At 72.0% G+C, this 26,012-nt stretch carries 25 protein-coding genes and 1 pseudogene; 20 read left to right on the top strand and 6 right to left on the bottom strand.

Features of this window, described 5'->3' with window-relative positions; all coding sequences use genetic code 11:
* The 5 genes from AAH979_RS20340 (at nucleotide 1) to AAH979_RS20320 (ending at nucleotide 5,668) form a co-directional block, all read left to right on the top strand.
* Nucleotides 1-306, top strand: coding sequence for a hypothetical protein (locus AAH979_RS20340; RefSeq protein ID WP_130460315.1), 306 nt, complete (start codon nucleotides 1-3; stop codon nucleotides 304-306).
* Nucleotides 303-2,984, top strand: a complete 2,682-nt coding sequence (gene alaS, locus AAH979_RS20335; RefSeq protein ID WP_346259700.1) for an alanine--tRNA ligase — start codon at nucleotides 303-305, stop codon at nucleotides 2,982-2,984. Before AAH979_RS20340 ends, alaS begins: the two co-directional genes overlap by 4 nt.
* Nucleotides 2,985-3,146: 162 nt before the next feature.
* Complete coding sequence (gene ruvX, locus AAH979_RS20330) at nucleotides 3,147-3,608, top strand: Holliday junction resolvase RuvX (RefSeq protein ID WP_346259699.1); 462 nt, start codon at nucleotides 3,147-3,149, stop codon at nucleotides 3,606-3,608.
* Nucleotides 3,605-4,825, top strand: a complete 1,221-nt coding sequence (gene mltG, locus AAH979_RS20325; RefSeq protein ID WP_346259698.1) for an endolytic transglycosylase MltG — start codon at nucleotides 3,605-3,607, stop codon at nucleotides 4,823-4,825. Before ruvX ends, mltG begins: the two co-directional genes overlap by 4 nt.
* 12 nt (nucleotides 4,826-4,837) lie before the next feature.
* Nucleotides 4,838-5,668: a shikimate dehydrogenase gene (locus tag AAH979_RS20320; protein WP_346259697.1), complete on the top strand. Its 831-nt coding sequence runs from the start codon at nucleotides 4,838-4,840 to the stop codon at nucleotides 5,666-5,668.
* A 127-nt stretch (nucleotides 5,669-5,795) separates the two neighbouring features.
* Here the strand turns inward: AAH979_RS20320 and AAH979_RS20315 are convergent, their stop codons facing one another.
* From AAH979_RS20315 to AAH979_RS20305, 3 genes are all read right to left on the bottom strand, one after another.
* Nucleotides 5,796-6,086: a hypothetical protein gene (locus tag AAH979_RS20315; protein WP_346259696.1), complete on the bottom strand. Its 291-nt coding sequence runs from the start codon at nucleotides 6,084-6,086 to the stop codon at nucleotides 5,796-5,798.
* Nucleotides 6,087-6,088: 2 nt separating this feature from the next.
* Nucleotides 6,089-6,343: a hypothetical protein gene (locus tag AAH979_RS20310; protein WP_346259695.1), complete on the bottom strand. Its 255-nt coding sequence runs from the start codon at nucleotides 6,341-6,343 to the stop codon at nucleotides 6,089-6,091.
* Nucleotides 6,344-6,979: 636 nt separating this feature from the next.
* On the bottom strand, nucleotides 6,980-7,360 hold the full coding sequence (locus AAH979_RS20305; RefSeq protein ID WP_346259694.1) for a hypothetical protein: 381 nt from the start codon (nucleotides 7,358-7,360) through the stop codon (nucleotides 6,980-6,982).
* Between the two features lie 124 nt (nucleotides 7,361-7,484).
* Here AAH979_RS20305 and AAH979_RS20300 point away from each other — a divergent pair, with 124 nt between their 5' ends.
* The gene (locus tag AAH979_RS20300) at nucleotides 7,485-7,673 is read left to right on the top strand and encodes a DUF397 domain-containing protein (protein ID WP_346259693.1); all 189 of its coding nucleotides are present in this window, start codon (nucleotides 7,485-7,487) and stop codon (nucleotides 7,671-7,673) included.
* A gap of 136 nt (nucleotides 7,674-7,809) precedes the next feature.
* On the opposite strand, the pseudogene AAH979_RS20295 reads toward AAH979_RS20300, so the two are convergent.
* Nucleotides 7,810-9,009 (bottom strand): annotated as a pseudogene (locus tag AAH979_RS20295) (multidrug effflux MFS transporter); the annotation flags it as partial.
* A 177-nt stretch (nucleotides 9,010-9,186) separates the two neighbouring features.
* Here AAH979_RS20295 and AAH979_RS20290 point away from each other — a divergent pair.
* From AAH979_RS20290 to AAH979_RS20280, 3 genes are all read left to right on the top strand, one after another.
* Entirely contained in the window at nucleotides 9,187-9,684 is a 498-nt protein-coding gene (locus AAH979_RS20290; protein ID WP_346259692.1) for a MarR family winged helix-turn-helix transcriptional regulator, read from the top strand.
* A gap of 97 nt (nucleotides 9,685-9,781) precedes the next feature.
* On the top strand, nucleotides 9,782-10,960 hold the full coding sequence (gene aroC, locus AAH979_RS20285; protein ID WP_346259691.1) for a chorismate synthase: 1,179 nt from the start codon (nucleotides 9,782-9,784) through the stop codon (nucleotides 10,958-10,960).
* A 61-nt stretch (nucleotides 10,961-11,021) separates the two neighbouring features.
* Nucleotides 11,022-11,558, top strand: a complete 537-nt coding sequence (locus AAH979_RS20280) for a shikimate kinase (protein WP_346259690.1) — start codon at nucleotides 11,022-11,024, stop codon at nucleotides 11,556-11,558.
* A 301-nt stretch (nucleotides 11,559-11,859) separates the two neighbouring features.
* Here the strand turns inward: AAH979_RS20280 and AAH979_RS20275 are convergent, their stop codons facing one another.
* Nucleotides 11,860-12,606 carry an alpha/beta fold hydrolase gene (locus tag AAH979_RS20275; RefSeq protein WP_346259689.1) on the bottom strand — a complete coding sequence of 249 codons (747 nt, stop codon included), beginning with the start codon at nucleotides 12,604-12,606 and terminating at the stop codon, nucleotides 11,860-11,862.
* An 85-nt stretch (nucleotides 12,607-12,691) separates the two neighbouring features.
* Between AAH979_RS20275 and AAH979_RS20270 the strand changes: the two genes are divergently transcribed.
* The 5 genes from AAH979_RS20270 to nusB all read left to right on the top strand — a co-directional run bounded on the left by AAH979_RS20270 (nucleotide 12,692) and on the right by nusB (nucleotide 16,302).
* Nucleotides 12,692-13,678: a YafY family protein gene (locus AAH979_RS20270; RefSeq protein ID WP_346259688.1), complete on the top strand. Its 987-nt coding sequence runs from the start codon at nucleotides 12,692-12,694 to the stop codon at nucleotides 13,676-13,678.
* An 11-nt stretch (nucleotides 13,679-13,689) separates the two neighbouring features.
* On the top strand, nucleotides 13,690-14,766 hold the full coding sequence (gene aroB, locus AAH979_RS20265) for a 3-dehydroquinate synthase (protein WP_346259687.1): 1,077 nt from the start codon (nucleotides 13,690-13,692) through the stop codon (nucleotides 14,764-14,766).
* Nucleotides 14,763-15,209 (top strand): type II 3-dehydroquinate dehydratase, encoded by a 447-nt coding sequence (aroQ, locus tag AAH979_RS20260; RefSeq protein ID WP_346259686.1) that lies wholly within the window; start codon nucleotides 14,763-14,765, stop codon nucleotides 15,207-15,209. Before aroB ends, aroQ begins: the two co-directional genes overlap by 4 nt.
* Nucleotides 15,210-15,310: 101 nt before the next feature.
* Entirely contained in the window at nucleotides 15,311-15,868 is a 558-nt protein-coding gene (gene efp / locus AAH979_RS20255) for an elongation factor P (RefSeq protein ID WP_107262813.1), read from the top strand.
* Between the two features lie 23 nt (nucleotides 15,869-15,891).
* Complete coding sequence (gene nusB / locus AAH979_RS20250; protein ID WP_346259752.1) at nucleotides 15,892-16,302, top strand: transcription antitermination factor NusB; 411 nt, start codon at nucleotides 15,892-15,894, stop codon at nucleotides 16,300-16,302.
* 533 nt (nucleotides 16,303-16,835) lie between these two features.
* Here nusB and AAH979_RS20245 read toward each other — a convergent pair.
* Nucleotides 16,836-17,324 (bottom strand): transcriptional regulator, encoded by a 489-nt coding sequence (locus tag AAH979_RS20245; protein ID WP_101366736.1) that lies wholly within the window; start codon nucleotides 17,322-17,324, stop codon nucleotides 16,836-16,838.
* Between the two features lie 283 nt (nucleotides 17,325-17,607).
* Here AAH979_RS20245 and pyrR point away from each other — a divergent pair, with 283 nt between their 5' ends.
* Genes pyrR through AAH979_RS20215 form a run of 6 tightly spaced genes read left to right on the top strand, consistent with a single transcriptional unit; the run spans nucleotide 17,608 to nucleotide 25,985 of the window.
* Nucleotides 17,608-18,189: a bifunctional pyr operon transcriptional regulator/uracil phosphoribosyltransferase PyrR gene (pyrR, locus tag AAH979_RS20240; RefSeq protein WP_318397399.1), complete on the top strand. Its 582-nt coding sequence runs from the start codon at nucleotides 17,608-17,610 to the stop codon at nucleotides 18,187-18,189.
* Nucleotides 18,189-19,112 carry an aspartate carbamoyltransferase catalytic subunit gene (locus AAH979_RS20235; protein ID WP_346259685.1) on the top strand — a complete coding sequence of 308 codons (924 nt, stop codon included), beginning with the start codon at nucleotides 18,189-18,191 and terminating at the stop codon, nucleotides 19,110-19,112. The genes pyrR and AAH979_RS20235 overlap by 1 nt, the downstream gene beginning before the upstream one ends.
* Complete coding sequence (locus AAH979_RS20230; RefSeq protein ID WP_346259684.1) at nucleotides 19,112-20,428, top strand: dihydroorotase; 1,317 nt, start codon at nucleotides 19,112-19,114, stop codon at nucleotides 20,426-20,428. The genes AAH979_RS20235 and AAH979_RS20230 overlap by 1 nt, the downstream gene beginning before the upstream one ends.
* A 52-nt stretch (nucleotides 20,429-20,480) precedes the next feature.
* On the top strand, nucleotides 20,481-21,605 hold the full coding sequence (gene carA, locus AAH979_RS20225; protein ID WP_346259683.1) for a glutamine-hydrolyzing carbamoyl-phosphate synthase small subunit: 1,125 nt from the start codon (nucleotides 20,481-20,483) through the stop codon (nucleotides 21,603-21,605).
* A complete protein-coding gene (carB, locus tag AAH979_RS20220) occupies nucleotides 21,598-24,921 on the top strand; it encodes a carbamoyl-phosphate synthase large subunit (RefSeq protein ID WP_346259682.1) in 3,324 nt (1,107 codons plus the stop codon). Before carA ends, carB begins: the two co-directional genes overlap by 8 nt.
* Nucleotides 24,918-25,985: a quinone-dependent dihydroorotate dehydrogenase gene (locus tag AAH979_RS20215; RefSeq protein WP_346259681.1), complete on the top strand. Its 1,068-nt coding sequence runs from the start codon at nucleotides 24,918-24,920 to the stop codon at nucleotides 25,983-25,985. The genes carB and AAH979_RS20215 overlap by 4 nt, the downstream gene beginning before the upstream one ends.
* The last annotated feature ends 27 nt before the right edge of the window (nucleotides 25,986-26,012 follow it).

Genomic DNA, 26,012 nt, shown 5'->3' with positions numbered 1-26,012 from the left:
ATGAAACGACTGCTCTGGTTGGGCATCGGGCTGGCCGTCGGCGCGCTGGTCGTCCGCAAGCTGACCCGCACCGCCCAGGCGTACACGCCTGGTGGCATCGCGAATTCGCTGGCGGAGTCCGCCGGTGGTCTGGTGCAGTCCCTACGGGACTTCGCGGACGACGTCCGGGACGGCATGGCCGAGCGTGAGCAGCAGATCCACCAGGCGTTCGCCGAGGGCGTCGCGTTCGACGACCAGTTCGAGGAACTGCGCGAGGACCCCAGGATCGGCGACCGTGAGTTGTTTCCGGAGGAAGGCACCAGATGAAAACGGCGGAAGTCAAGCGGCGCTACCTGGCGCACTTCGAGGCCAACGGGCACACGGTGGTGCCGTCCGCTCCGCTGCCGGCGATCGACGACCCGAACCTGCTCTTCGTCAACGCCGGCATGGTCCAGTTCGTGCCGTACTTCCTCGGTCAGCAGACGCCGCCGTTCCGGCGGGCGGTGTCGGTGCAGAAGTGCATCCGTACCCCGGACATCGACGAGGTGGGCAAGACCTCCCGGCACGGCACGTTCTTTCAGATGAACGGGAACTTCTCGTTCGGCGACTACTTCAAGGAGGGTGCGATAGCGCTCGCCTGGGAGCTGGTCACCAAGCCGGTCGCCGAGGGCGGTTTCGGGCTGGACCCGGAGCGGATCTGGCCGACGGTCTATCTGGACGACGACGAGGCCGAGGCGATCTGGCGCAAGACCGGCGTGCCGGCGGAGCGGATCGTCCGGCGGGGCAAGGCGGACAACTTCTGGTCGATGGGGATCCCGGGGCCGTGCGGGCCGTGTTCGGAGATCTACTACGACCGGGGCCCGGCCTACGGCCGCGAGGGCGGGCCGGCGGTCGACGAGGACCGCTACCTCGAGTTCTGGAACCTGGTCTTCATGCAGTTCGAGCGGGGGCCCGGCACCGACAAGGAGAACTTCCCGATCCTGGGTGACCTGCCGGCGAAGAACATCGACACCGGCATGGGCCTGGAGCGGATGGCCGCGATCCTGCAGGGTGTCGACAACCTCTACGAGATCGACGAGGTGCGGCCGATCCTGGACCGGGCGGCCGAGCTGACCGGCCGGCGGTACGGGGCGCACTCCGGGCACGCGGCGAGCGAGTCGCACCCGGACGACGTACGGCTGCGGGTGGTCGCCGACCACGTGCGGACCGCGCTGATGCTGATCGGCGACGGGGTGACCCCGGCCAACGAGGGGCGTGGCTACGTGCTGCGCCGGATCATGCGGCGGGCGATCCGGGCGATGCGGCTGCTCGGCTGGCAGGAGCGGGCGCTGCCCGAACTGCTGCCGGTGGCCCGGGACTGCATGTCCCCGTCCTACCCGGAGGTGGCGACGGAGTTCGACCGGATCGCGTCGTACGCCTACGCCGAGGAGGACGCGTTCCTCTCCACCCTGCGGGCCGGTACGACGATCCTGGACACCGCGATCGCGGAGACCCGCTCGGCGGGCGGCGCGAAGCTGTCGGGCGACAAGGCGTTCCAGTTGCACGACACCTACGGCTTCCCGATCGACCTGACTCTGGAGATCGCCGCCGAGCAGGGCCTGTCGGTGGACCAGGACGGGTTCCGCCGGCTGATGGCCGACCAGCGGGCCCGGGCCAAGGCCGACGCGCAGGCCCGCAAGACCGGACACGTGGACCTGTCGGCGTACCGCTCGGTGCTCGACTCCGGCGGGCCGGTGCAGTTCACCGGCTACACCGAGGTGTCCCGGGAGTCGTCGGTGCGGGCGCTGCTCGGCACCGGCGGCACGCCGGTCGAGGTGGCCGGCGAGGGCGACACGATCGAGCTGGTGCTGGACGCGACCCCCTTCTACGCCGAGGGCGGCGGCCAGCAGCCGGACGTCGGCCTGATCACCGTCGGCGCCGGTCAGGTCGAGGTGCTCGACGTGCAGCAGCCGATCCCGGGGCTGATCGTGCACCGGGCCCGGGTGGTCCGCGGCGAGGTACGCACCGGCGAGGCTGGCCTCGCCGAGATCGACGTGGTACGCCGGCGAGCGATCTCCCGGTCGCACACCGCCACCCACCTGGTGCACCAGACGATGCGCAACTTCCTCGGCGAGTCGGCCACCCAGGCCGGTTCGCTGAACGCACCGGGCCGGCTGCGGTTCGACTTCAACACCCCGACCGGGGTGGCGCCGAGCGTGCTGCTCGACGTCGAGCAGCAGGTCAACGAGGTGCTGCTGGCCGACCTGGAGGTGCACGCCTTCATCACCTCGCAGGAGGAGGCCCGCCGGCTGGGCGCGATGGCGCTGTTCGGCGAGAAGTACGGCGACGAGGTGCGGGTCGTCGAGGTCGGCGACTACGCCCGGGAGCTGTGCGGCGGTACCCACGTGGCCCGCTCGGCCCAGCTCGGCCTGGTGAAGATCCTCTCCGAGTCCTCGATCGGCTCCGGGGTACGCCGGGTCGAGGCGCTGGTCGGGCTGGACGCGTTCCGGTTCCTGGCCAAGGAGCACCTGCTGGTATCCCGGCTGGCCGAGCTCTACCGCGTCCCGGGCGACCAGGTGGCGGACCGGGTCGAGCAGACGGTCGCCCAACTGCGGGACGCCGAGCGGGAGCTGGAGAAGCTCCGCGCCCAGCTCGTGCTCGGCGGTGCGGCGGCGCTCGCCGCGGCGGCCCGGGACGTCCGCGGGGTCGCCTTCGTCGGCACCGAGGCGCCGGAGGGCGCGGCCGGCAACGACGTGCGTACCCTCGCCCAGGAGATCCGGGGCAAGATCGACCCGGCCCGCCCGGCGGTGGTCGCGGTGGCGGCCCGGGCGAACGGTAAGGCGTCGCTGGTGGTCGCGGTGAACGGCGCGGCCAAGGACCGGGGTGTTTCGGCGGCGGCCCTGGTCAAGGGTGCGCTCTCCGGTCGGGGCGGCGGCAACGCCGATCTGGCCCAGGGCGGCGGCCTGCCGGCCGGCGAGGCGCCGAGCCTGCTGGCTGCGGTCGAGAAGGCGCTCACCGAGGCGTGAGCTCCGGCACTGGTTGCTCCCCGGCGGGCCGTTGTGATTGGATCTTCAGCCACGACGGCCCGCCGGTTCGGGCGGATCTGCCCGGAGCCGGCCGACAGGATACGGACGATCCACTTCTCCGGTGCGTAACACGATGAACCGACCTTCCCCTGGCGCGGCACGATGACGGCTCCTCCTCGTGGCGTGCGGCTCGGCGTGGACGTCGGGCAGGTACGCGTGGGCGTGGCGCTCTCCGACCCGGACGGCATCCTGGCGACTCCGCTGGTCACGCTGGCCCGGGACCTGAAGACCGGTATTGAGGCGGTTCCCGCCGATATCTCGGAAATCGCGCGGCTCGTCGAACTCCACGAGGTGGTCACGGTGGTGGTCGGTCTGCCGGTGACACTCGCCGGGGGGCACGGACCGGCGGCGACCCAGGCGAAGGCGTACGCCCAGCGGCTGGCTGCGGCGATCACGCCGGTGCCGGTCGATCTGGTGGATGAAAGGATGTCGACCGTCGTGGCTTCTCGTAGGCTAGCCGAGCGGGGCGTCCGAGGACGGCGTCAACGGGCGGTGGTCGATCAGGCGGCCGCGGTGGAGATTCTGCAGAGCTGGCTAGATAGGCAGCGGAGGCGGACGGAATGATCGACGAGTTGGAGCTCGCGTTCGACGAGCGTGCGGAGAAGGGACGGCACCGGCGCGGCGCGCAGCGCAAACGCAACGGCAAGAAGAAGCGTGGCGGGCGGGGGCGCACCGTCGCGGCACTGCTGATGGCGTTCGTGCTGCTCGGCGTCCTGGGCGGTGCCGGCTGGTACGGCTTCGACCGGGTGCAGGGATACTTCGTCACCCCGGACTACGACGGCAACGGCAGCGGTGAGGTCCAGGTCCAGGTCGAACAGGGCCAGAGCATCGCCGAGATCGCCAACACGCTGGTCGCGGCCGGCGTCGTCAAGAGCGCCAAGGCGTTCATCGAGGCGGCCCAGGAGAACTCGCGGAGCCAGAACATCCAGCCGGGTGTGTACAAGGTCCGCAAGGAGATGAACGCGAAGGCGGCGCTGGGCCTGCTGCTGGACCTGAAGAACAAGCTCGTCAACGGCTTCCTGGTCAAGGAGGGCGCGACCGCCAAGCAGATCTTCAAGGCGCTGGCGGCCGAGACGAAACTTCCGGTCAAGGACTTCGAGACGGCCGCCAAGGACCTGGAAGGGCTCGGCATCGCCGACTTCTGGTTCAAGCGCGACGACAAGCAGTCGGTGCGGAAGTCGATCGAGGGCTTCCTCTTCCCGGACACCTACGAACTCCCGCCGAACGCCAGCGCCGAGGCGATCCTCAAGCTGATGGTCCAGCGCTTCATGTCGGTAGCCGAGGAGATCGACTTCGTCGACCGGGTGCAGAAGGAGCGCGAGATCAGCCCGTACGAGGCGCTGATCGTGGCGTCGCTGGCCCAGGCCGAGGCGGGCAACGCCGACGACCTCGGCAAGGTCGCCCGGGTGGCGTACAACCGGATCTACAGCGGCGACCACTACTGCAAGAACGGCAACGGCCTGACCGGCTGCCTGGAGTTCGACGTCGGGGTCAACTACTACTGGGAGCTGACCGGCAAGAAGACCAAGCGGTCCGGGGACATGACGGACGCGGAACTCTTCGACAAGAACAACCCGTACCGGATGCACGGCAAGGCCGGGCTGCCCCCGGGGCCGATCAACAACCCTGGTCAGAAGGCCCTGGAGGGGGCGATGAACCCGCCGAAGGGGACCTGGCTGTTCTTCGTGGCGGTCGACAAGGAGGGCCACTCCGAGTTCGCCACCACCAACGAGGAGCACGAGCGCAACATCCAGAAGGCCCGCGAGAACGGCGTGCTCTGAGGTGACGGCGAGGTGACGCAGGAGCGCCGGGCGGCGGTGTTGGGCAAGCCGATCGCCCACTCGCTCTCCCCGGTGATCCACAACGCCGGTTACGCGGCGGCCGGGTTGACCGGGTGGTCATACAGCGCGATCGAGTGTGCCGAGGCCGAGCTGCCCGACCGGGTGGCCGGGCTCGGCCCGGAGTGGGCGGGGCTCTCCCTGACCATGCCGCTGAAGGAGGCGGCGCTCGCGGTGGCCGGCGAGGTCTCGCCGGTCGCCGCCGCGATCGGCGCCGCCAACACTCTGGTACGCCGAGCGGACGGCTCGTGGGCCGCCGACAACACCGACGTACCGGGGATGGTCGACGTGCTGACCGGCGCGGGTGTGCCGGCCGGTGCCGAGGTGGTGTTGCTCGGTGCCGGCGGTACCGCCCGGGCGGCGCTCGCCGCCGCCGTCCAGTTGGCGGCCCGCCGGGTCACCTGCCGGGTACGCCGCCCCGCCGCCGGGGAGGAACTGGCCCGGCTGGCCGGCACGCTCGGGCTGCGGTTCGAGATCGCGGACTGGGCGGCACCGGTCGAGCCGGACGGTACGGACCTGGTGATCTCCACCGTGCCGAAGGGCGCCGCCGACGGAATCGCTGCGGCGGCCCGGTCCTGGCGGCCCGAGACGGTCTTCTTCGACGTCGTCTACGACCCGTGGCCGACCCCGCTCGCCGCGGCCGCGGCGGCGGCCGGCTGCCGGATCGTCTCCGGCCTCGACCTGCTGCTGGCCCAGGCGGTCGGGCAGTTCGAGCAGTTCACCGGGGTGCCCGCCCCGGTGTCCGAGATGCGTTCCGCCCTGGCCGCCGCCCGCGCCGCGCACTGAGCGGACCCCGGGCCGGGCCGCGAGGTCGACGTAGTGGTCTTCGGAAACTCGGGCGCACAAAGGCCCGCCCCGGAACGCCGAGGGGAAGGCGGCGAACCGAGGCGGGCCGGTCGGGTGACGAGGCAGGTCATTGGCGGCGCCGGGGCACCCAGTAGAGGAGTTGGCCGGCGACCAGCGCGGGGTGCGTGTCGGGCATGGCTTGCAGCGCCCGGGTGAGGTGTACGCCGAGGTACATCATCAGTCCGACTCGGTTGCCTCTGAAGCCGATGAGCAGGGCCAGGCGGGCCGGCGCGCAGGGCCAGGGGTCGCGGCAGGTCTCGCAGTTGTACGACTGGGCCGGAGTGTGTCTGCCGGTCGGGTAGCGCCGCTGGGCGAGCCGTCGCATGTGCCGGTACCAGCGCTCCTGTGGCCCGATCACGGTTACATCCGACCGGCTCGCTCGGCACGATGCGACCGCTCTCCGTGGCGGCCCCGGTGGATCTGGGCGGGCGTCAGCGCGCCGGCCCGGCCGATCTGGTGCCGTCCCGACGGCGAGTTCCAGAGCGGATTCTTGCCCTCCCTGCCCTCCTGTGCCCAGCGTGTGTTCGGCGGGGTCGGGAAGGGCGGGCTGACGTAGACGATCTTGGGTGCGGGCGACGATGCCGCGAAGCCGACCCGGTATTCCGCCTCGGTCATCGGGGCGAAGGGGCGGAACGGCGGCGGAGTTCGTTTGCGGGAGTCCGGACAGACCCAGCGGTGACCACATCGGCAATAGCGCCAGAGTCGTCGCCAGTCTCGTCGGTGTTGTTGCCGCCTTTCCAGTGCCATCGGATCACCTCTCAGGGTCCTCGGAGATTGGAAGGCGAGGACCGCCAGTGCCTCTGATTCGGTCCCCGCCCCTTTGACGGAGGCGGCCCATTCGGGGAGCGCAATGGATGCCCTCCAAGGGGTGGACGGGCCGTGCTTGCGGGCTCCTCCGTCTGCTCTCCACCCTGGACCGTCACCCTGTGGTGACGGAAGATGTGCTGAGAGCAGTAGCGGCCCACAACCAGACGGAGGGGGATAGTTGGCCGACACGAACGAGTTTCGCCACCTATTGCGCAGGCTTCGAGTGGAGCGCGGAATGTCTCAGGACGCCGTGGGCGCTGAGGTACATGTCAGTGGCTTCAGATCGGTCACTACGAGTCGGGCCGGAGTGTCCCCGCCGACGGCATGGCGGACGCTCTTGACCGCGCACTTGGCGCCAGCGGCGAACTGGTGCGCGCGGCCGATAGATCCCGGGGGGATTCGGTCGCTCCATGGCTGCGCCCGTGGGAGGAGAACGAGGCGCGCTCAGTCATCCTGCGATGGTTTGAACCGTCCGTGATTCCTGGCCTGCTCCAGACGGATGAGTACGCGCGAGCGGTGACGGCCGCAGGGCCCCACACCCCGGATCAGGTCGAGGAAGCGGTTCAGACAAGGATCAGGCGGCAAGCGGCCGTCTTCGACCGACCGACCCCGGTCGTCCTTACCGCCATCATCGGCGAGGCTGTACTGCGGCACGGTGACCCCGGGGTCATGAAGCGACAGCTTGAGCACCTTGTTGACGTCGGTCACCGGCCGAACGTGCACGTCAGGGTGGTGCCGTTCACGGCCGGCCTGCACGTGGGGCATGCCGGGGCGTTCGCCGTTGCCACACTGACGGACGGCGCGTCCGTCGCCTACGTCGATCATCAACTGTCCGGGGACGTAGCGGCCAAGGTCCGAGACCTCTTGTACCTGGGGCGCGCGTGGGAATCCATCTGCGCCGTGGCGCTACCCTGGACATCAACTAGAGAGTTGATCCTGAGGGTGATTGATGACCATGGAGCCGCGTTGGCGAAAGAGCAGCCGTAGCAGCCCGAATGGCGGTGCCTGCGTGGAGGTTGCCGACAACCTTCCGGGCCGGGTGCTGGTCCGGGACACCAAGGACCGGGACGGCGGCACTCTGACGTTCGGCCCGGCCGCTTGGCGGGCGTTCGTCGGCGAGGTGGCCCGGCGGCCGTAGCCGCCAGAGCCACGACCAGTGCCGCGCTATCCGGACGACCCGGGCGGCGGGGCGCTCATCTGCGTTCTGCCGGGGCGGGACCGGCGGGCGTACGCGATCGCTCAATTTCCACCGACGCAGGCGGCTCGGCCGGTCCCCGTCCCCGGGCGATGGTGAAGACCACCAGCGCGGAGAGCGCGGTGCTGCCGAGCATCAGCACGGCCATCGGCACCGCGCTGTCGTCCGGGCCGAGCCCGGCCAGCGGTGCCACGGCGGCGGCGATGGACAACTGGAGCGCGCCGAGCAGCGCGGCGGCGCTGCCGGCGTGCCCGGGATGCCGGTCCATGGACAGGGCCAGCCCGTTCGGCAGGATCATCCCGACGCACGAGACGAAGGCGAAGAGCGCGACCAGCACGGTCGGGACGTTCTCCGTGACCGCCCCGCCGAGCAGGGCAGCGGCGGCCAGCAGGCTGGCGAGCAGGGCGGTGCCGAGCAGCCGGCGGGTGCCGTACCGGTCGAGCAGCCGGGCGTTGAGTTGCCCGACTGCGGTCATCCCGACGGCGTTCACCGCGAAGACCAGGGTGAACCAGCCGGCGGAGAGCGCGAAGACGTCCTGGATCACGAACGAGGACCCGGAGATGTACGCGAAGAGCGCGGCGAAGGCCAGCCCCTGGGTGAGTACGTAGCCGAGGTAGACCCGGTCGGTGAGCAGTCCCCACATCGCCCGGGCGGTACCGGCCAGCCCGCCGGTGTGCCGCCGCTGCGCCGGAAGCGTCTCCGGCAGCCGCCAGATGACGGCGGCGAGCAGCAGCAGACCGATCGCCGACAGCGCGACGAAGACCGCCCGCCACGAGCCGAACCGGAGTACCAGAGTGCCGAGGGCCGGTGCGGCGGCCGGGGCGACCCCGAAGATCAGGATCAGTCGGGAGAAGTACTTCGCCGCCGCCACCCCGGAGTAGAGGTCCCGGACGATGGCCCGGGCGACGACCACGCCCATGCCGCTGGTCACGCCCTGGAGCAGCCGGAGCGCGGCCAGTGCCTCGGCCGACGGGGCGAACGCGCAGAGCAGGCTGGTCACGGTGTACGCGACGACACCGACCAGTACCGGCCGGCGGCGGCCCCACCGGTCGCTGAGCGGCCCGGTGACGAGCTGGCCGAGGGCGAGGCCGAACAGGAAGGTGGTGAGCGAGAACTGCACCTGCGCCGGGGTGGCGGCGAGCTCGCCGGTCATCTCGGGGAACGCCGGCAGGTACATGTCCAGGGACAGTGGACCGACCGCGGTCAGGGTACCGAGCAGCAGCAGTTGTCCGACTTCCGAGGCGCGGCCCGGCGGTGGTGCGGAGCGCACTCTGCCCACTGCGGTCCCCCTAGTCTTGGGATAGCCGACACTTTAGCTCTGTGGGCAGAGCTATTGCGATGTGAAGTAGCCGACCCCGGAGGCACCGAGGTGCCCGGGTGACGACGGCAGGGGTGCCGGACCAGGACGGCGCCGGCCGAGACGGTGACAGGGGACGCGACGGTGACGGGATCGAGGATGACCGACGACGTGACGGCCGGCGCGGCGGAGGCGCTCGGCAGCGCCGTGGCCGACCTGCACCGGGTGCTGCGCCGGTCGACGAGTCGACGGATCGGCCGGGTACCGCTGCCGGACGCCCAGGTGGAGGTGCTGCGGCTGGTCGAGCGCTGCCCGGGGATCAGCGTCAAGGAGGCGGCGGAACGGCTGCACACGGCGGCCAACACGGTCAGCACGCTGGTCGGCGACCTCGCCGGTGCCGGCCTGCTGGAACGCGCCCGGGATCCGCACAACCGGCGGATCGTCCGGCTCCGGCTGACCTCGGCCGCGCACCTGCGGATCGCCGAGTACGTCGCGCACCGGCGCGACCTGCTGCTCGACGCGCTGCACCGGCTCGACGAGCCGGCCCGCCGGGACATCGTGCGGGCCGCCGGCCAACTGCACCGGCTCGCCGACCTGCTCGCCGACCAGGAGCGGGCCGACCAGCCGTCCGGGCCGCCGACCGCTGCCCGTCCGTAGAGCGGGACGGCACGGGCGGTGCGCGGCAGCACCCCGGGGCCGTGCCAAACTTGACCGGCGGGCGGCCGGCCCGGTCGCCACGAGGAGAGGGTTGGTCGTGTTGCGCTGGTTGACGGCGGGGGAGTCCCATGGTCCCGCCCTGGTTGCGGTGCTGGAAGGCTTGCCGGCCGGGGTCGAGGTGACCAGCGAGGAGATCGTCCGTCAGTTGGGCCGCCGTCGGCTCGGCTACGGCCGGGGCGCCCGGATGTCCTTCGAGCGGGACGAGGTCGAGATCGTCGGCGGTCTCCGGCACGGCCTGACCCTGGGCAGCCCGGTGGCGATCCGGGTGGGCAACTCCGAGTGGCCCAAGTGGCAGACGGTGATGGCGGCCGACCCGGTCGACCCGGAGCTGCTGGCCGGTCAGGCCCGTAATGCCCCGCTGACCCGCCCCCGACCCGGGCACGCCGACCTGGCCGGCATGCAGAAGTACGGCCACACCGACGCCCGGCCGATCCTGGAACGGGCCAGCGCCCGGGAGACCGCCGCCCGGGTCGCGGTCGGCACCGTCGCCCGGGCCCTGCTCCGGCAGGCGCTCGGCATCGAGATCGTCTCGCACGTGGTGGAGCTCGGCTCGGTGGCCGCCAAGCCCGGGCTCCAGCCCCGGCCCGAGGACGCCGAGCGGATCGACGCCGACCCGCTGCGCTGCCTCGACGCGGAGGCGAGTGCCCGGATGGTCGCCGAGGTGGACGCCGCCAAGTCCGACGCCGACACCCTCGGCGGCATCGTCGAGGTGCTCGCCTACGGGGTACCGCCGGGGCTCGGCAGCCACGTGCAGTGGGACCGCAAGCTCGACGCCCGGCTCGCCGCCGCGCTGATGTCCATCCAGGCGATCAAGGGTGTGGAGATCGGCGACGCCTGGCAGCAGGCCCGGTCCCGGGGCTCGGTGGCGCACGACGAGATCGTCCCCACCGCGACCGGGGTACGCCGGGTCACCGACCGGGCCGGCGGCCTGGAGGGCGGGATCACCACCGGCGAGCCACTGCGGGTACGCGCCGCGATGAAGCCGATCTCCTCGCTCAACCGGGCACTCTCCACGGTGGACGTGGCGACCGGCGAGCCGGCGACCGCGATCAACCAGCGCTCCGACGTCTGCGCGGTACCCGCCGCCGCGATCGTCGCCGAGACCATGGTCGCGCTGGTACTGGCCGAGGCGGCGCTGGAGAAGTTCGGCGGGGACTCGGTCGCGGAGATCCGCCGCAACCTCGCCGGCTACCTGGACAACCTGGTGATCCGGTGAGCGCGAGGAGTGAGCCGGGTTTGCGAGCCCCGCAGTCGCGAACGGAACGGGAGCACCGCTGATGGCGCCGGTCTGTGTCCTGGTCGGCGTGATGGGCGCCGGCAAGACCAGCACCGGGCTGCTGGTCGCCAAGGGCCTCGGGGTCGACTTCCGGGACACCGACAGCGACATCGAGGCGACGGCCGGCAAGCCGATCCCGGAGATCTTCGTCGACGACGGCGAGGAGCATTTCCGTACCCTGGAACGGGCCGCCGTGGCGACCGCGCTGGCCTCCTTCGACGGGGTGCTGGCGCTCGGCGGCGGCGCGATCCTCGCCGAGGAGAACCGGGCCGCGCTCGCCGGGCACCGGGTCATCTACCTTTCGGTCGAGCTGTCGGACGCGGTCCGGCGGGTCGGCCTGGGCACCGGTCGGCCGCTGCTCGCGATCAACCCCCGGGCCACCCTGAAACACCTGCTCGACCAGCGGCGTCCGCTCTACACCGAGGTCGCCACCTGGACCGTGGTCACCGACGGGCGGACCCCAGAGCAGGTGGCCGAGGAGATCCTGGCCGGGCTGGCCGGCGACCGGCCGCCGGCCACGAGGACCGTCAGATCTTGACGACTTGTTGTCGCCCCAGGCGCAATAAGTCGTCAAGATCTACCCGTGCCTGGCTGGAGCGTCCGCCTGGAGGCCGTGCAGATTCTTATCCGGGACGGGCTGGCTTCCACGGTCACCGGCACGGGCAGGTATGTCCGCCGCTCGGGCGCGGCGGCCGACCGGGCCGATGGGGCGTAGCGCGGTCGAGCCTGCTCCCACGCTCCACCCGCCGCTATGGGGCACAAGCGGGGCAGCTCGACAGTCTCCCCACCGGACACCTGCCGGCCACCCGTGCCCGCCGGGGATGCCGAGCCGCCGACGGCTATGCGGCGCCGTTCGGGTCCGCCCGGCCGATCCGGTCCAGCAGCTCGGTCAGGCGCTTCGGCTCGCTGAACATCGGCCAGTGCCCGGTCGGCAGGCCGTAGAGGTCAGCACCGGCCAGCCCGGCGAAGAACGGGTGCCCCTGCGCGACCATCTGCCGCACCGTCTCCACCGGGAAGGTGCAGGCGATCAGCGCGGCCGGCACCGCACCGCCGTGCGGCAGGCGTACCGGGTCGGTGGCGGCGCGCAGCGGCTGGCCGGTGGCACGCTCCCGGAGCAGGTCCAGGGACTCGTCGTCCAGCCCGGCCAGGTTGACCGGGTCGGCGGCCGGGTCCCAGGCCGGCGGCGGGAGCAGGTGTCCGGCGCCGATCAGCGCCCGGAGCCGGTGCTGCTCCTCCGGCGGGTTGGTGTCGAACTGCGCCGTACCCTCCGGCAGCGGCCCGCTGTCGAGGTAGACCACCCGGGCGAACCGGTCGGGGAGCCGGTCCGCCGCCTGCTGGACCGGCATCCCGCCGCCGGAGTGCCCGACCAGTACGACATCGTGCAGTTCCTCCGCCTCGACCAGCCGGACGATGTCGGCGGTGTGCGTCTCCAGACCCACGTCGGGGTCGGCCAGGTGGGCCCGGTCGGCCACCCCGGTCAGGGTCAGCGGGTACGCCCGGTGCCCGGCCGCGCGCAGCCCCTCGGTCACCTCCCGCCAGGCCCAGGCGCCGAGCCAGAAACCGGGGACGAGGACGAACGTGGCCATCTGTCTGCTCCTTCTTCTCGTGCGATCCGGCCCCGAGGCTAGAGTCGAATCCGGGCGACTTCCGCCCGGATTAGGAGTGTGACCCGTGCCACATCCGGCCGCTCGGGTGCTCGGGATGCTGGAGCTGTTGCAGAGTTCCCACCGGCTGACCGGTGCCGAGTTGGCCGCCCGGCTCGGCGTCGACCAGCGGACCGTCCGGCGGTACGCCGACACCCTGGTCGACCTCGGCATCCCGGTGACCGCCGCCCGGGGCCGGTACGGCGGCTACCGGCTCCAGCCCGGCTACCGGCTGCCGCCGCTGATGCTCACCGACGACGAGGCGGTGGCCGTACTGCTCGGACTGGTCGCCGCCGAACAGCTCGGGCTGGGCACCGCCGCGCCGGCCACCGGGCTCGCCGAGGCGAAGATCCGCCGGGTACTGCCCGGGCCGCTCGCCGACCGGCTCGACGCGGTGACCCGGAGCCTCGGGTTCAGCCTGCGGCGGCGGGCCGACGCACCCCGGCCGGCCACCGCGACCCTGCTCGCCCTGGGCGCGGCGACCCACTCCCGGCAGCGGGTCACCATCGGCTACCGCTCCTGGCGCGGTGAGCCGTCGGTGCGCGACCTCGACCCGTACGGCCTGGTCTTCCACGCCGGTCGCTGGTACGTCACCGGCCACGACCACCGGCGCGGCGAGGTCCGTACCTTCCGGCTCGACCGGATCGCGTCGGTCGGCACCGGCACCGGGACCTTCACCGTGCCGGACGGATTCGATCCGGTCGGGCACGTCACCCGGTCGCTGGCCGGGGTGGCGTACCGCTGGGAGGTCGAGGTGCTGCTGGAGACCGATCTGGAACAGGCCCGCCGTCGGGTACCGCCCAGCGTGGCCGAGCTGGTGCCCACCGCCGACGGCATCCTGCTGCGAACCCGGGCCGAGGACCTGACCGGGATGGCCCAGCTCCTCGCCGGGCTGGGCTGGCCGTTCACCGTGCTCCGCCCGGACGAGCTGCGTACCGCCGTCACCGACTACGCCGGCACGCTCGCCGGGTACGCCGCCCGCCGACCACCGCTGCCGGCGGACCCCATCCTCTAGGCTCTAGCCCGATGGACGAGCTGACCCGAATTCCGGTCGGCGGCGACCGGCCGTACGACGTCCTCGTCGGCCGGGACCTGCTGGCCGCGCTGCCGCCGCTGCTGGCCGGTGCCGAGCGCGCCGCCGTGCTGCACGCCCCGCCGCTGAAGGCGCACGCCGACGAGCTGGCCGAGCGGCTCCGCGCCGCCGGGATCACCCCGCTGACCGTGCCGGTGCCGGATGCCGAGGCCGGCAAGGACATCGAGGTCGCGGCCGGCTGCTGGGAGCGGCTGGGCGCGGCGGGCTTCACCCGTACCGATGCGGTGGTCGGGGTGGGTGGCGGCGCGGTGACCGACCTGGCCGGCTTCGTCGCCGCCTGCTGGTTGCGCGGGGTCCGCTGGGTGCCGGTCTCGACCTCGCTGCTCGGCATGGTCGACGCGGCGGTGGGCGGCAAGACCGGGGTCAACACGGCCGCCGGCAAGAACCTGGTCGGCGCCTTCCACCCGCCGGTCGGGGTGCTCTGCGACCTGGCGATGCTGGACTCGCTGCCGGCGGTCGACCTGACGGCCGGGCTCGCCGAGGTGGTGAAGTGCGGCTTCATCGCCGACCCGGCCATCCTCGACCTGGTCGAGTCCGACCCCACGGCAGCGGTGGACCCGACCGGGGCGGTGGTCCGGGAGCTGGTCGAGCGGGCCATCCGGGTGAAGGCGGAGGTGGTCTCCGGCGACCTGCGTGAGGCGGGCCGGCGGGAGATCCTCAACTACGGCCACACCCTCGGGCACGCGATCGAGAAGGTCGAGGGCTACCGCTGGCGGCACGGGCACGCGATCTCCGTCGGCCTGGTCTACGCCGCCGGGCTGGCCTGGCGGGCCGGCCGACTGGACGAGCCGACGGCGGCCCGGCACCGGACGGTGCTGACCACGCTCGGGCTGCCGACGAGCTACCGGGCGGACGCCTGGCCGGAGCTGCTGGCCGCGATGCGGGTGGACAAGAAGACCCGGGGCAACCGGCTGCGGTTCGTCGTGCTGGACGGGCTGGCCGAGACCGGCATCCTGGACGGCCCGGACGACGGGTTGCTGTTCGACGCGTACGCCGAGGTGGCGGCATGAGGGTCTACGTGCTCAACGGGCCCAACCTGGGCCGGCTCGGCATCCGGCAACCCGAGGTGTACGGCGCCACCAGCTACGCCGACCTGGTGGCGAGTTGCCAGGCGACCGGCAGGGAACTGGGGCTGGACGTGGAGGTCCGGCAGACCGACGCCGAGGCGGAGTTGATCGGCTGGCTGCACCAGGCGGCCGACGAGGAGGCGGGGGTGGTGCTCAACCCGGCCGCCTGGTCGCACTACTCCTACGCGGTCCGGGACGCCTGCGCCATGCTGCGCGGCCCGCTGGTCGAGGTGCACATCTCCAACATCCACGCCCGGGAGGAGTTCCGGCACCACTCCGTGGTCTCGGCCGTCGCGACCGGGGTGATCTGCGGCCTCGGGGTCGACGGTTACCGGCTGGCCCTGCTGCACCTGGCCGCGCTGCGGGACCGGTCCGCCCGAGGCTGATCGGCCGTCCCGCCTCCTCGAATCGGGCTGGTCCTGATCAACTGGACGCTCCTAGTAGACTTGCCGGGTCTGTCCGCCCGAATTAAAGATCAAGGCAGGAAATGGCCACCACCAACGACCTGAAGAACGGGCTGGTTCTCAACCTCGACGGCGAGCTGTGGGCCGTCGTGGAGTTCCAGCACGTCAAGCCCGGCAAGGGCGGTGCGTTCGTGCGCACCACGCTGAAGAACGTGCTGTCCGGCAAGGTGGTCGACAAGACGTTCAACGCGGGTACCAAGGTCGACACGGCCACCGTCGACAAGCGCACCATGCAGTATCTGTACGCCGACGGCGAGGACTACGTCTTCATGGACCTGGAGACGTACGACCAGATTCCGGTGCCCGGCGGCACGGTCGGCGAGGCGGCCAACTACCTGCTGCCCGAGGCGGAGGCGATCGTCGCCACCCACGAGGGCGTGCCGCTCTACGTCGAACTGCCGACCAGCGTCGTGCTGGAGATCACCTACACCGAGCCCGGCCTGCAGGGCGACCGGTCCACCGGCGGCAACAAGCCGGCGACGGTCGAGACCGGCGCCACCGTCCAGGTGCCGCTCTTCATCACCACCGGCGAGAAGATCAAGGTCGACACCCGCGACGGCCGCTATCTCGGCCGAGCCTGATGGCGGAGGGCCCCAAACAGCAGATGCCGGCCCGCCGCAAGGCGCGCAAGCGGGCTCTGGACGTCCTCTACGAGGCGGACCTGCGGGACCGGCCCGTCGCCGAGGTGCTGGCCGGCTATCTCCAACGGTTGGAACAGCCGCGTCCCGAGCACCTGGGCTACGCGGTGGGCCTCATCGAGGGCGTGGCGGCGCACCAGTCCCGGATCGACGAGCTGATCGACAGCTACGCCGAGGGCTGGACGCTGGACCGGATGCCGGTCGTCGACCGTAACCTCGCCCGGATCGCCATCTACGAGCTGCTCTACCTCGACGAGATCGACGACGCGGTGGCGATCAGCGAGGCGGTCGAGCTGGCCCGGCAGATGTCGACCGACGACTCGCCCCGGTTCCTCAACGGCATCCTGGGCCGGATCGCCGAGTACGCGACCCGCTGAGCCTTCGATAGCCGGGTTCGCCCGGCGCGGTGGGTTCCGGGTGTCCGTTGCGGGCGGCCGGAGCCGACCGGGCGACGTCTGTGCATGGGACTGTCGAGCTGCCCCGTTTGCGCACCCACCGGATCGTCGTGTCCCCCGTCGGCGATTTCCTTTGGGACCCCGATTCCTTTGGGACCCCGAGCCGTTCGCGATGGTCTTGTCTGTCGCATGTTGCTGCCATTCGACGCCGACCGGGGCGGCCCGGTGCCGGCCGGCACCGGGCCGCCCCGGCGTCGGGCCAGCGCTGCGGTCGACGGGCCGGGTCACTGAACCCTTTCGCCCCCGGACAGCGGGCGCACAGACGGCGCAGCTCGACAGTTCCCGGCTCAGACGTTGTCCCGGCTCGGACGTGTGCTGGGGGGCTGCGACGGGGGCGCGAGAGCCGTCCCGGCCCAGACGTGGCGAGCAGCGGCGACGGGCAGTGCGGGCGGCTCGGGGCGAAACGGCTCGCGGGGCCCGCGCCCGGTAGGCACGGACCCCGCGAGTCGGGGGGATCAGGACGCGAAGAGCGCCCGGGGGTCGGCGACGAGCACGCCGTGCTCGGTGAGCCGCTCGATCAGGCCGGAGGGGGAGGAGTCGTAGACGATCGCGAGCGCCCGCAGGTCGTCCGCGCGAATCGACAGCACCCGTCCGTTGTAGTCACCGCGCTGCTGCTGGATGGCGCGGGCATAGCGGGCGACGTAGGCGAGGTCCTCGGAGGCCTCGTCGTACAGCCGCTCGAGGTCGAGCACGATCTTGTTCGTCGGCTCGTGACGGACGCCACTGCCGTCCGGCAGCAGCTCCGAGACGGGCACCCGGTAGAAGTCCGCGAGTTCGGCGAGACGGGAGACCGTCACCGCCCGGTCGCCCCGCTCGTACGAGCCGACCACGACGGCTTTCCACCGCCCGTTTGACTTCTCCTCCACCCCCTGCAGGGACAATCCCTGCTGCTGACGGATAGAGCGCAGGCGCGCGCCCAACGACTTGGCGTATTCAGAGGGCATTCGGCACTCCCAGTGCTGGTCGGGGATCTCCCCAGCGATCGCTACGGAGCGTGACGGTACGGGGATAACGACACGTGGTCAAGTGCTAGTTACCTACCTATTACAAAGATCGTGTTCAGCCGGGCGGTTTCGGCTCGCTGATCCGGGGGTCAGCGACCCGCCGTGGCCGGCCCCGTGGCCAGTGGTAACGTGACTAGAGCCCCGGCCCGGGCCGCGTCAGGCAAGCGCCGGAATCCGACGTCCTTTAACGACCCGTCCCGTGAGGCGGGGAAGGGGGTCCGCCGTGGCGTACCCGCAGGCTGCTCAGCCGCAGCCGGTCTCACCACCGTCCGTGAAGGTCATCCTGACCAGCGCCGAACTGGCCCGGGTGGTGGACCGAATCGCACACCAGATCCTGGAGAAGACCCAGGGCGCCGCCGGTACCGTACTGCTCGGGATACCCACCCGGGGCGCTCCGCTGGCCCGCCGGCTGGCGGCCCGGATCAACGCCTTCGAGGGCATCGCCGTACCGGTGGGTGTGCTCGATATCACTCTCTATCGTGACGATCTCCGTCGGCACGCGGTCCGCGCGATCGGCCCGACCCAGGTCCCCCCGGAGGGGATCGACGGCAAACGGGTGATCCTCGTCGACGACGTCCTCTTCTCCGGCCGGACCGTCCGGGCCGCCCTCGACGCGCTCAGCGACCTCGGCCGGCCCAGTTCGGTGCAGCTCGCCGTGCTGGTCGACCGGGGCCACCGGGAGTTGCCGATCCGGGCCGACTACGTGGGGAAGAACATCCCGACGGCGCTCGCCGAGAGCGTCAAGGTGACTCTCGCGGAGACCGACGGCACCGACGAGGTCAAGCTGATCGGAGGGGCGGCATAATGCTCAAACACCTGCTTTCCGGTGCGGATCTCGACGCGACCACCGCCACGCTGATCCTGGACACCGCCGCCGAGATGGCGACGGTGGCCGGCCGCGAGGTGAAGAAGCTGCCCGCGCTGCGCGGGCGTACCGTGGTCAACCTCTTCTACGAGGACTCCACCCGGACCCGGATCTCCTTCGAGGCGGCGGCCAAGCGGCTCTCCGCCGATGTGATCAACTTCTCCGCCAAGGGCTCCAGCGTCTCCAAGGGCGAGAGCCTGAAGGACACCGCGCTGACCCTCCAGGCGATGGGGGCCGACGCGGTGGTGATCCGGCACCCGGCCTCCGGGGCGCCGCACCGGCTCGCCAACTGGGTCGAGGGCTCCGTGCTCAACGCCGGCGACGGTACGCACGAACACCCGACCCAGGCGCTGCTGGACGCGTACACGATGCGGGCCCGGCTGGGGCGGATCGCCGGGCTGTCGGTCGCGGTGGTCGGCGACGTGCTGCACAGCCGGGTCGCCCGCTCCAACGTGCTGCTGCTGGCCACCCTGGGCGCCAAGGTGACCCTGGTCGGCCCGCCGACGCTGATCCCGGTCGACATCGGCGCGGCGCTCGCGCCCGGCACCGAGGTGTCGTACGACCTCGACGCGGTGCTGCCCACCTCGGACGTGGTGATGATGCTGCGGGTGCAGCGGGAGCGGATGGCCGACTCCTACTTCCCGTCCGCCCGGGAGTACGCCCGGCGCTACGGACTCGACGGGCCCCGGATGGCCCGGCTGCCGGACCACGCCATCGTGATGCACCCGGGTCCGATGAACCGCGGGATGGAGATCGCGCCCGAGGTGGCCGACTCGCCCCGCTCCACGATCGTCGAACAGGTCGCCAACGGAGTCTCCGTCCGGATGGCCGTCCTGTACCTGCTGCTGGGGGGAATGAAGTGATGACCGACGTGACCACCGGAGGTGACCCGGGGGCGGCGACGCCGGCGTACCTGATCCGGGGCGTGCGGGTGGTCGGCGCCGAGCCGGTCGACCTGCTGCTGGCCGGCGGCGTGGTGGCCGAGGTGGGCCACGGCCTGGCCGCCCGGGGTGCCAGGGTGGTCGACGGGGACGGGCTGGTCGCGCTGCCCGGCCTGGTCGACCTGCACACGCACCTGCGGGAGCCGGGCCGGGAGGACGCCGAGACGGTCGAGTCCGGCTCGCGGGCGGCGGCGCTGGGGGGCTACACCGCCGTCTGCGCGATGGCCAACACGTCGCCGGTCGCCGACACGGCCGGGGTGGTGGAGCAGGTGTGGCGGCTCGGCCGCGAGGCCGGGCTGGTCGACGTGCAGCCGATCGGCGCCGTCACCGTCGGGCTGGCCGGCGAGCGCCTGGCCGAGCTGGGCGCGATGGCCGACTCCGCGGCCCGGGTGCGGATCTTCTCCGACGACGGGCACTGCGTGGCCGACCCCCGGCTGATGCGCCGGGCCCTGGAGTACGTCAAGGCGTTCGACGGGGTGATCGCGCAGCACGCCGAGGAGCCCCGGCTGACCGAGGGCGCCCAGATGCACGAGGGCGAGGTCTCGACCCGGCTCGGCCTGACCGGCTGGCCGGCGGTCGCCGAGGAGGCGATCATCGCCCGGGACGTGCTGCTGGCCGAGCACGTCGGCAGCCGGCTGCACGTCTGCCACCTCTCCACCGCCGGCAGCGTGGAGGTGCTCCGGCACGCCAAGAAGCGCGGCGTGCGGGTGACCGCCGAGGTCACCCCGCACCACCTGCTGCTCACCGACGAACGCGCCGCCAGCTACGACCCGGTCTTCAAGGTCAATCCGCCGCTGCGTACCGCCGCCGACGTCACCGCGCTGCGCGCGGCGCTGGTCGAGGGGATCATCGACATCGTCGCCACCGACCACGCCCCGCACGCGCTGGAGGACAAGGAGTGCGAGTGGGCGTACGCCCGGCCGGGCATGCTCGGGCTGGAGACGGCGCTCTCGGTGCTACTCGACGTACTCGGCGAACGGTGGGACCTGATCGCCGAGCGGATGTCCCGGACCCCGGCCCGGATCGCCGGGCTGACCGAGCACGGCCGCACCCCGGCACCGGGGGTACCGGCCAACCTGACCCTGGTGGATCCGGCGGCTCGTCGCACCATCGACCCGGCCGAGCAGGCCAGCCGCAGCCGCAACACCCCGTACGCCGGGCTCACCCTGCCCGGCCGGATCGTCGCGACCTTCCTGCGCGGCGAGCCGACGGTGCTGGACGGAAAGGCCGTGAAGTGATCCGAGCGAGGAGTGAGCTTGCGAGCCCCGCAGTCCGGATCGGAGGCAGGGCATGAGCAACCGCAGACGACCGGCGATCCTGGTCCTGGAGGACGGCCGGACCTTCCGCGGCGAGGCGTACGGCAGCGTGGGGGAGACCTTCGGCGAGGCGGTCTTCAACACCGGGATGACCGGCTACCAGGAGACGCTGACCGACCCGTCCTACCACCGCCAGGTGGTGGTGCAGACCGCGCCGCACATCGGCAACACCGGGGTGAACGCCGAGGACGACGAGTCGGGCCGGATCTGGGTGGCCGGGTACGTCGTCCGGGACCCGGCCCGGATCGGCTCGAACTGGCGGGCCACCGGCTCCCTGGAGGACCGGCTGGCCACCGAGGGTGTGGTCGGGATCGCCGGGGTGGACACCCGGGCGCTCACCCGGCACCTGCGGGAGCGCGGCGCGATGCGGGTCGGGGTCTCCAGCCTGACCGATGACCCGGTGGAACTGCTGGCCCGGGTCCGCGAGGCGCCCCGGATGGAGGGGGCGGACCTCTCCGCCGAGGTGACCACGGCACAGCCGTACGTCGTGCAGGCCGAGGGAGAGCACCGGTTCACGGTGGCCGCGCTGGACCTGGGGATCAAGCGGAACGTGCCGCGCCGGCTCGCCGCGCGCGGGGTCACCACGCACGTGCTGCCCGCCTCGTCCAGCATCGACGACCTGCTGGCCACCGGCGCCGACGCGGTCTTCTTCTCGCCCGGCCCGGGTGATCCGGCCACCGCCGACCATCCGGCCGGACTGGCCCGCGAGGTGATGCGCCGGCAGCTCCCGCTCTTCGGGATCTGCTTCGGCAGCCAGATCCTCGGCCGGGCGCTCGGCTTCGGCACCTACAAGCTGGGGTACGGGCACCGGGGCATCAACCAGCCGGTGCTGGACCAGAGCACCGGCAAGGTCGAGGTGACCAGCCACAACCACGGGTTCGCGGTCGACGCGCCGCTCAACCAGGTGATCGACACCGACTTCGGCGGGGTCGAGGTGAGCCACGTCTGCCTGAACGACAACGTGGTCGAGGGGCTGCGGGCCAAGGACGTACCGGCGTTCACCGTGCAGTACCACCCGGAGGCGGCGGCCGGCCCGCACGACGCGGACTACCTCTTCGACCGCTTCGCCGAACTCATCGAAGGCGGCAAGCATGCCTAGGCGGACAGACCTCAAGCACGTACTGGTGATCGGCTCCGGGCCGATCGTGATCGGCCAGGCCTGCGAGTTCGACTATTCCGGCACCCAGGCTTGCCGGGTGCTGCGCGCCGAGGGGCTGCGGGTCAGCCTGGTCAACTCCAACCCGGCGACCATCATGACCGACCCGGAGTTCGCCGACGCCACCTACGTCGAGCCGATCACCCCGGAGTTCGTCGAGCTGGTCATCGCCAAGGAGCGGCCGGACGCCCTGCTGCCCACCCTGGGCGGCCAGACCGCGCTGAACACCGCCGTGGCGCTGCACGAGTCCGGGGTGCTCGCCAAGTACGGCGTCGAGCTGATCGGCGCCGACATCGACGCCATCCGGCGCGGCGAGGACCGGCAGCTCTTCAAGGAGATCGTCGCCAAGGCCGGCGGCGAGACCCCGCGCAGCCGGGTCTGCCACTCGATGGACGAGGTCCGCTCCACCGTCGCCGAGTTGGGCCTGCCGGTGGTGATCCGGCCGTCGTTCACGATGGGCGGGCTCGGCTCCGGGATGGCGCACACCGACGAGGACCTGGAGCGGATCGCCGGGGCGGGCCTGGCGGCCAGCCCGGTGCACGAGGTACTCATCGAGGAGAGCGTGCTCGGCTGGAAGGAGTACGAGCTCGAACTGATGCGGGACCGGCACGACAACGTCGTGGTGGTCTGCTCGATCGAGAACGTCGACCCGATGGGCGTGCACACCGGGGACAGCGTCACCGTCGCACCGGCGATGACCCTGACCGACCGGGAGTACCAGCGGCTGCGTGACCTCGGCATCGCGGTGCTCCGCGAGGTCGGGGTGGACACCGGCGGCTGCAACATCCAGTTCGCGGTCAACCCGCGCGACGGCCGGCTGGTCGTGATCGAGATGAACCCCCGGGTCTCCCGGTCGTCCGCGCTGGCCTCCAAGGCGACCGGCTTCCCGATCGCCAAGATCGCCGCGAAGCTGGCCGTCGGCTACACCCTGGACGAGATCCCGAACGACATCACCCTGAAGACCCCCGCCGCGTTCGAGCCGACCCTCGACTACGTGGTGGTGAAGATTCCCCGGTTCGCCTTCGAGAAGTTCCCGGCCGCCGACAAGGAACTCACCACCACGATGAAGTCGGTCGGCGAGGCGATGAGCCTGGGCCGGAACTTCCCCGAGGCGCTGAACAAGGCGATGCGCTCGATGGAGACCAAGGAGGGCGGCTTCTGGACCGTGCCGGACCCGGAGGGCGCCACTCTTGACGGCGCCCTCGCCGCGCTGCGCACCCCGCACGACGGGCGGCTCTACAGCGTCGAGCGGGCGCTGCGGCTCGGCGCCTCGGTGGCGCAGGTGTCGGAGGCGTCCGGCGGGATCGACCCGTGGTTCCTGGACCAGATCGCCGGGCTGGTCGAGCTGCGTGCCGAGATCGTCGCCGCCGCGGTACTCGACGAGGAGCTGCTGCGCCGGGCCAAGCGGGCCGGCATCTCCGACCGGCAGCTCGCGGCGCTCCGCCCGGAGCTGGCCGCCGAGGACGGGGTACGGACGCTCCGGCACCGGCTCGGGGTACGCCCGGTCTACAAGACCGTGGACACCTGCGCTGCCGAGTTCGCCGCCGGTACGCCCTACCACTACAGCAGTTATGACGAAGAGACCGAGGTGACCCCGTCGGACCGGCCCAAGGTGCTGATCCTCGGCTCCGGGCCGAACCGGATCGGCCAGGGCATCGAGTTCGACTACTCGTGCGTGCACGCGGTGATGGCGCTCCGGGAGGTCGGCTACGAGACGGTGATGGTCAACTGCAACCCGGAGACCGTCTCCACCGACTACGACACCGCCGACCGGCTCTACTTCGAGCCGCTGACCTTCGAGGACGTGCTGGAGGTCTGGCACTCCGAGGACAGCTCCGGCAGGGCGGCCGGCGGGCCGGGGGTGGTCGGGGTGATCGTCCAGCTCGGCGGGCAGACCCCGCTGGGCCTGGCGCAGCGGCTCAAGGACGCCGGTGTGCCGATCATCGGTACCAGCCCCGAGTCGATCCACCTGGCCGAGGAGCGGGGCGCGTTCGGTGCGCTGCTGGACCGGGCCGGGCTGCGCTCCCCGGCGCACGGCACCGCCACCTCGTACGACGAGGCGCACGCCATCGCCGCCGAGATCGGCTATCCGGTGCTGGTCCGGCCGTCGTACGTGCTCGGCGGGCGGGGCATGGAGATCGTCTACGACGACGACACGCTGCGCGGGTACATCGCCCGGGCCACCGACATCTCGCCGGACCATCCGGTGCTGGTGGACCGCTTCCTCGACGACGCGATCGAGATCGACGTGGACGCGCTCTGCGACGCCGACGGCGAGGTCTACGTCGGCGGGGTGATGGAGCACATCGAGGAGGCCGGCATCCACTCCGGCGATTCGTCCTGCGCGCTGCCGCCGATCACCCTGGCCAGCTCGCACCTGGCGGCGGTACGCCACTACACCGTCCAGATCGCCCGGGGGATCGGGGTGCGCGGCCTGCTCAACGTGCAGTACGCGCTGAAGGACGACACCCTCTACGTGCTGGAGGCGAACCCGCGGGCCTCCCGGACCGTGCCGTTCGTCTCCAAGGCGACCGCGGTGCCGCTGGCCAAGGCGGCCGCCCGGATCATGCTCGGCGCCACCATCGCCGAGCTGCGCGCCGAGCGGCTGCTCCCGCCGACCGGCGACGGTACGACGACCCCGGCCGACGCGCCGGTGGCGGTGAAGGAGGCGGTGCTGCCGTTCAAGCGGTTCCGCACCCCGACCGGCAAGGGCATCGACTCGCTGCTCGGCCCGGAGATGAAGTCCACCGGCGAGGTGATGGGCATCGACACCGCCTTCGGGCACGCCTTCGCCAAGTCGCAGGCGGCGGCGTACGGCTCGCTGCCGATCCGGGGCAAGGTCTTCGTCTCAGTGGCCAACCGGGACAAGCGCGGCATGATCTTCCCGGTCAAGCGCCTCGCCGACCTCGGCTTCGAGATCGTCGCCACCACCGGCACCGGTGAGGTGCTGCGCCGGCACGGCATCTCCTGCGAGCTGATCCGCAAGCACTACGAGGAGGGTGCCGACTCGCCGGACGCGGTCACGCTGATCGCGGCCGGCGAGGTGGACCTGGTGATCAACACCCCCCAGGGTTCCGGGGCGAGCGCCCGCTCCGACGGGTACGAGATCCGCAGCGCGGCGGTCGGCGCGGACATCCCGTGCATCACCACCGTGCCCGGCGCGGCGGCCGCGGTGATGGGGATCGAGGCGCTGATCCGGGGCGACATGTCGGTCCGGCCGTTGCAGGAGTTGCACGCGGCGCTGCGGGCCGGCGAGTGAGCACGCCGACGGCGACGGCCGAACCGGGCCGGCGGACGGCGGGCGGGGGAGCGCTCTTCGACCGGGTCGTCCGGCCCGCGCTGTTCCGGCTCGGCGGCGGGGACGCGGAGACCGCACACGAGTGGACGCTGCGCCGGCTGGCCGGGCTCTCCCGCAGTCCGGCCGCGCTGGCGCTGCTGCGGGCCCGGTACGCCGTCTCCGCCCCGCGCACGGTCTTCGGGGTCGACTTCCCCAACCCGGTCGGGCTGGCCGCGGGGATGGACAAGGACGGCGCCGCGCTGCCGGCCTGGCCGGCGCTGGGCTTCGGCTTCGTCGAGGTGGGTACGGTCACCGCGCATCCGCAGCCGGGCAACCCCCGGCCGAGGCTGTTCCGGCTGCCGGAAAGCGCGGCGGTGATCAACCGGATGGGCTTCAACAACGCCGGAGCGGAGGCGCTGGCCGGGCGGCTGGCCGCGCTGCGCCGGCCGTTGGGGGTGCCGCTCGGCATCTCGCTGGGCAAGTCCAAGGTCACCCCGCTGGACGACGCCGTCGCCGACTACCTGGCCTCGTACCGGGCGCTGGCGCCGTACGGCGACTACTTCGCGGTCAACGTCTCCTCGCCGAACACCCCCGGCTTGCGGGCGCTGCAGGACCGGGCGCACCTCGACGCGCTACTGACCGCGCTGGTCGGGGAGAAGCCGATCCTGGTCAAGATCGCCCCGGACCTGACCGAGGCGGCCATCGCCGAGGTGCTCCAGGTCTGCCTGGACCGGGGAGCCGCCGGGGTGATCGCCACCAACACCACGCTGGGCCGGGACGGGATCGCCCCGTCGGACGCGCACCGGGCCGGTGAGGCGGGCGGGCTCTCCGGCCGGCCGCTGACCGCGCGTACCCGCGAGGTGGTCTCGTTCGTGCACGCCGAGACGAACGGCGCGCTGCCGGTGGTCGGGGTGGGTGGCATCCTCGACCCGGCGGACGCCACCGCGCTGCTGGACGCCGGAGCCAGCCTGGTGCAGCTCTACACCGGCTTCGTCTACGGCGGGCCGGGGCTGGTCCGTGCGGTGGCCCGGGCGACCCGGCCGTGAGTCCCGGGGAGGCCGCCACAGCGGGAT

The organism is Plantactinospora sp. ZYX-F-223, assembly GCF_039649625.1.
In the GTDB taxonomy this organism is placed as follows: Bacteria; Actinomycetota; Actinomycetes; order Mycobacteriales; family Micromonosporaceae; genus Plantactinospora.
This window is presented reverse-complemented; position numbering and strand designations above follow the sequence as displayed.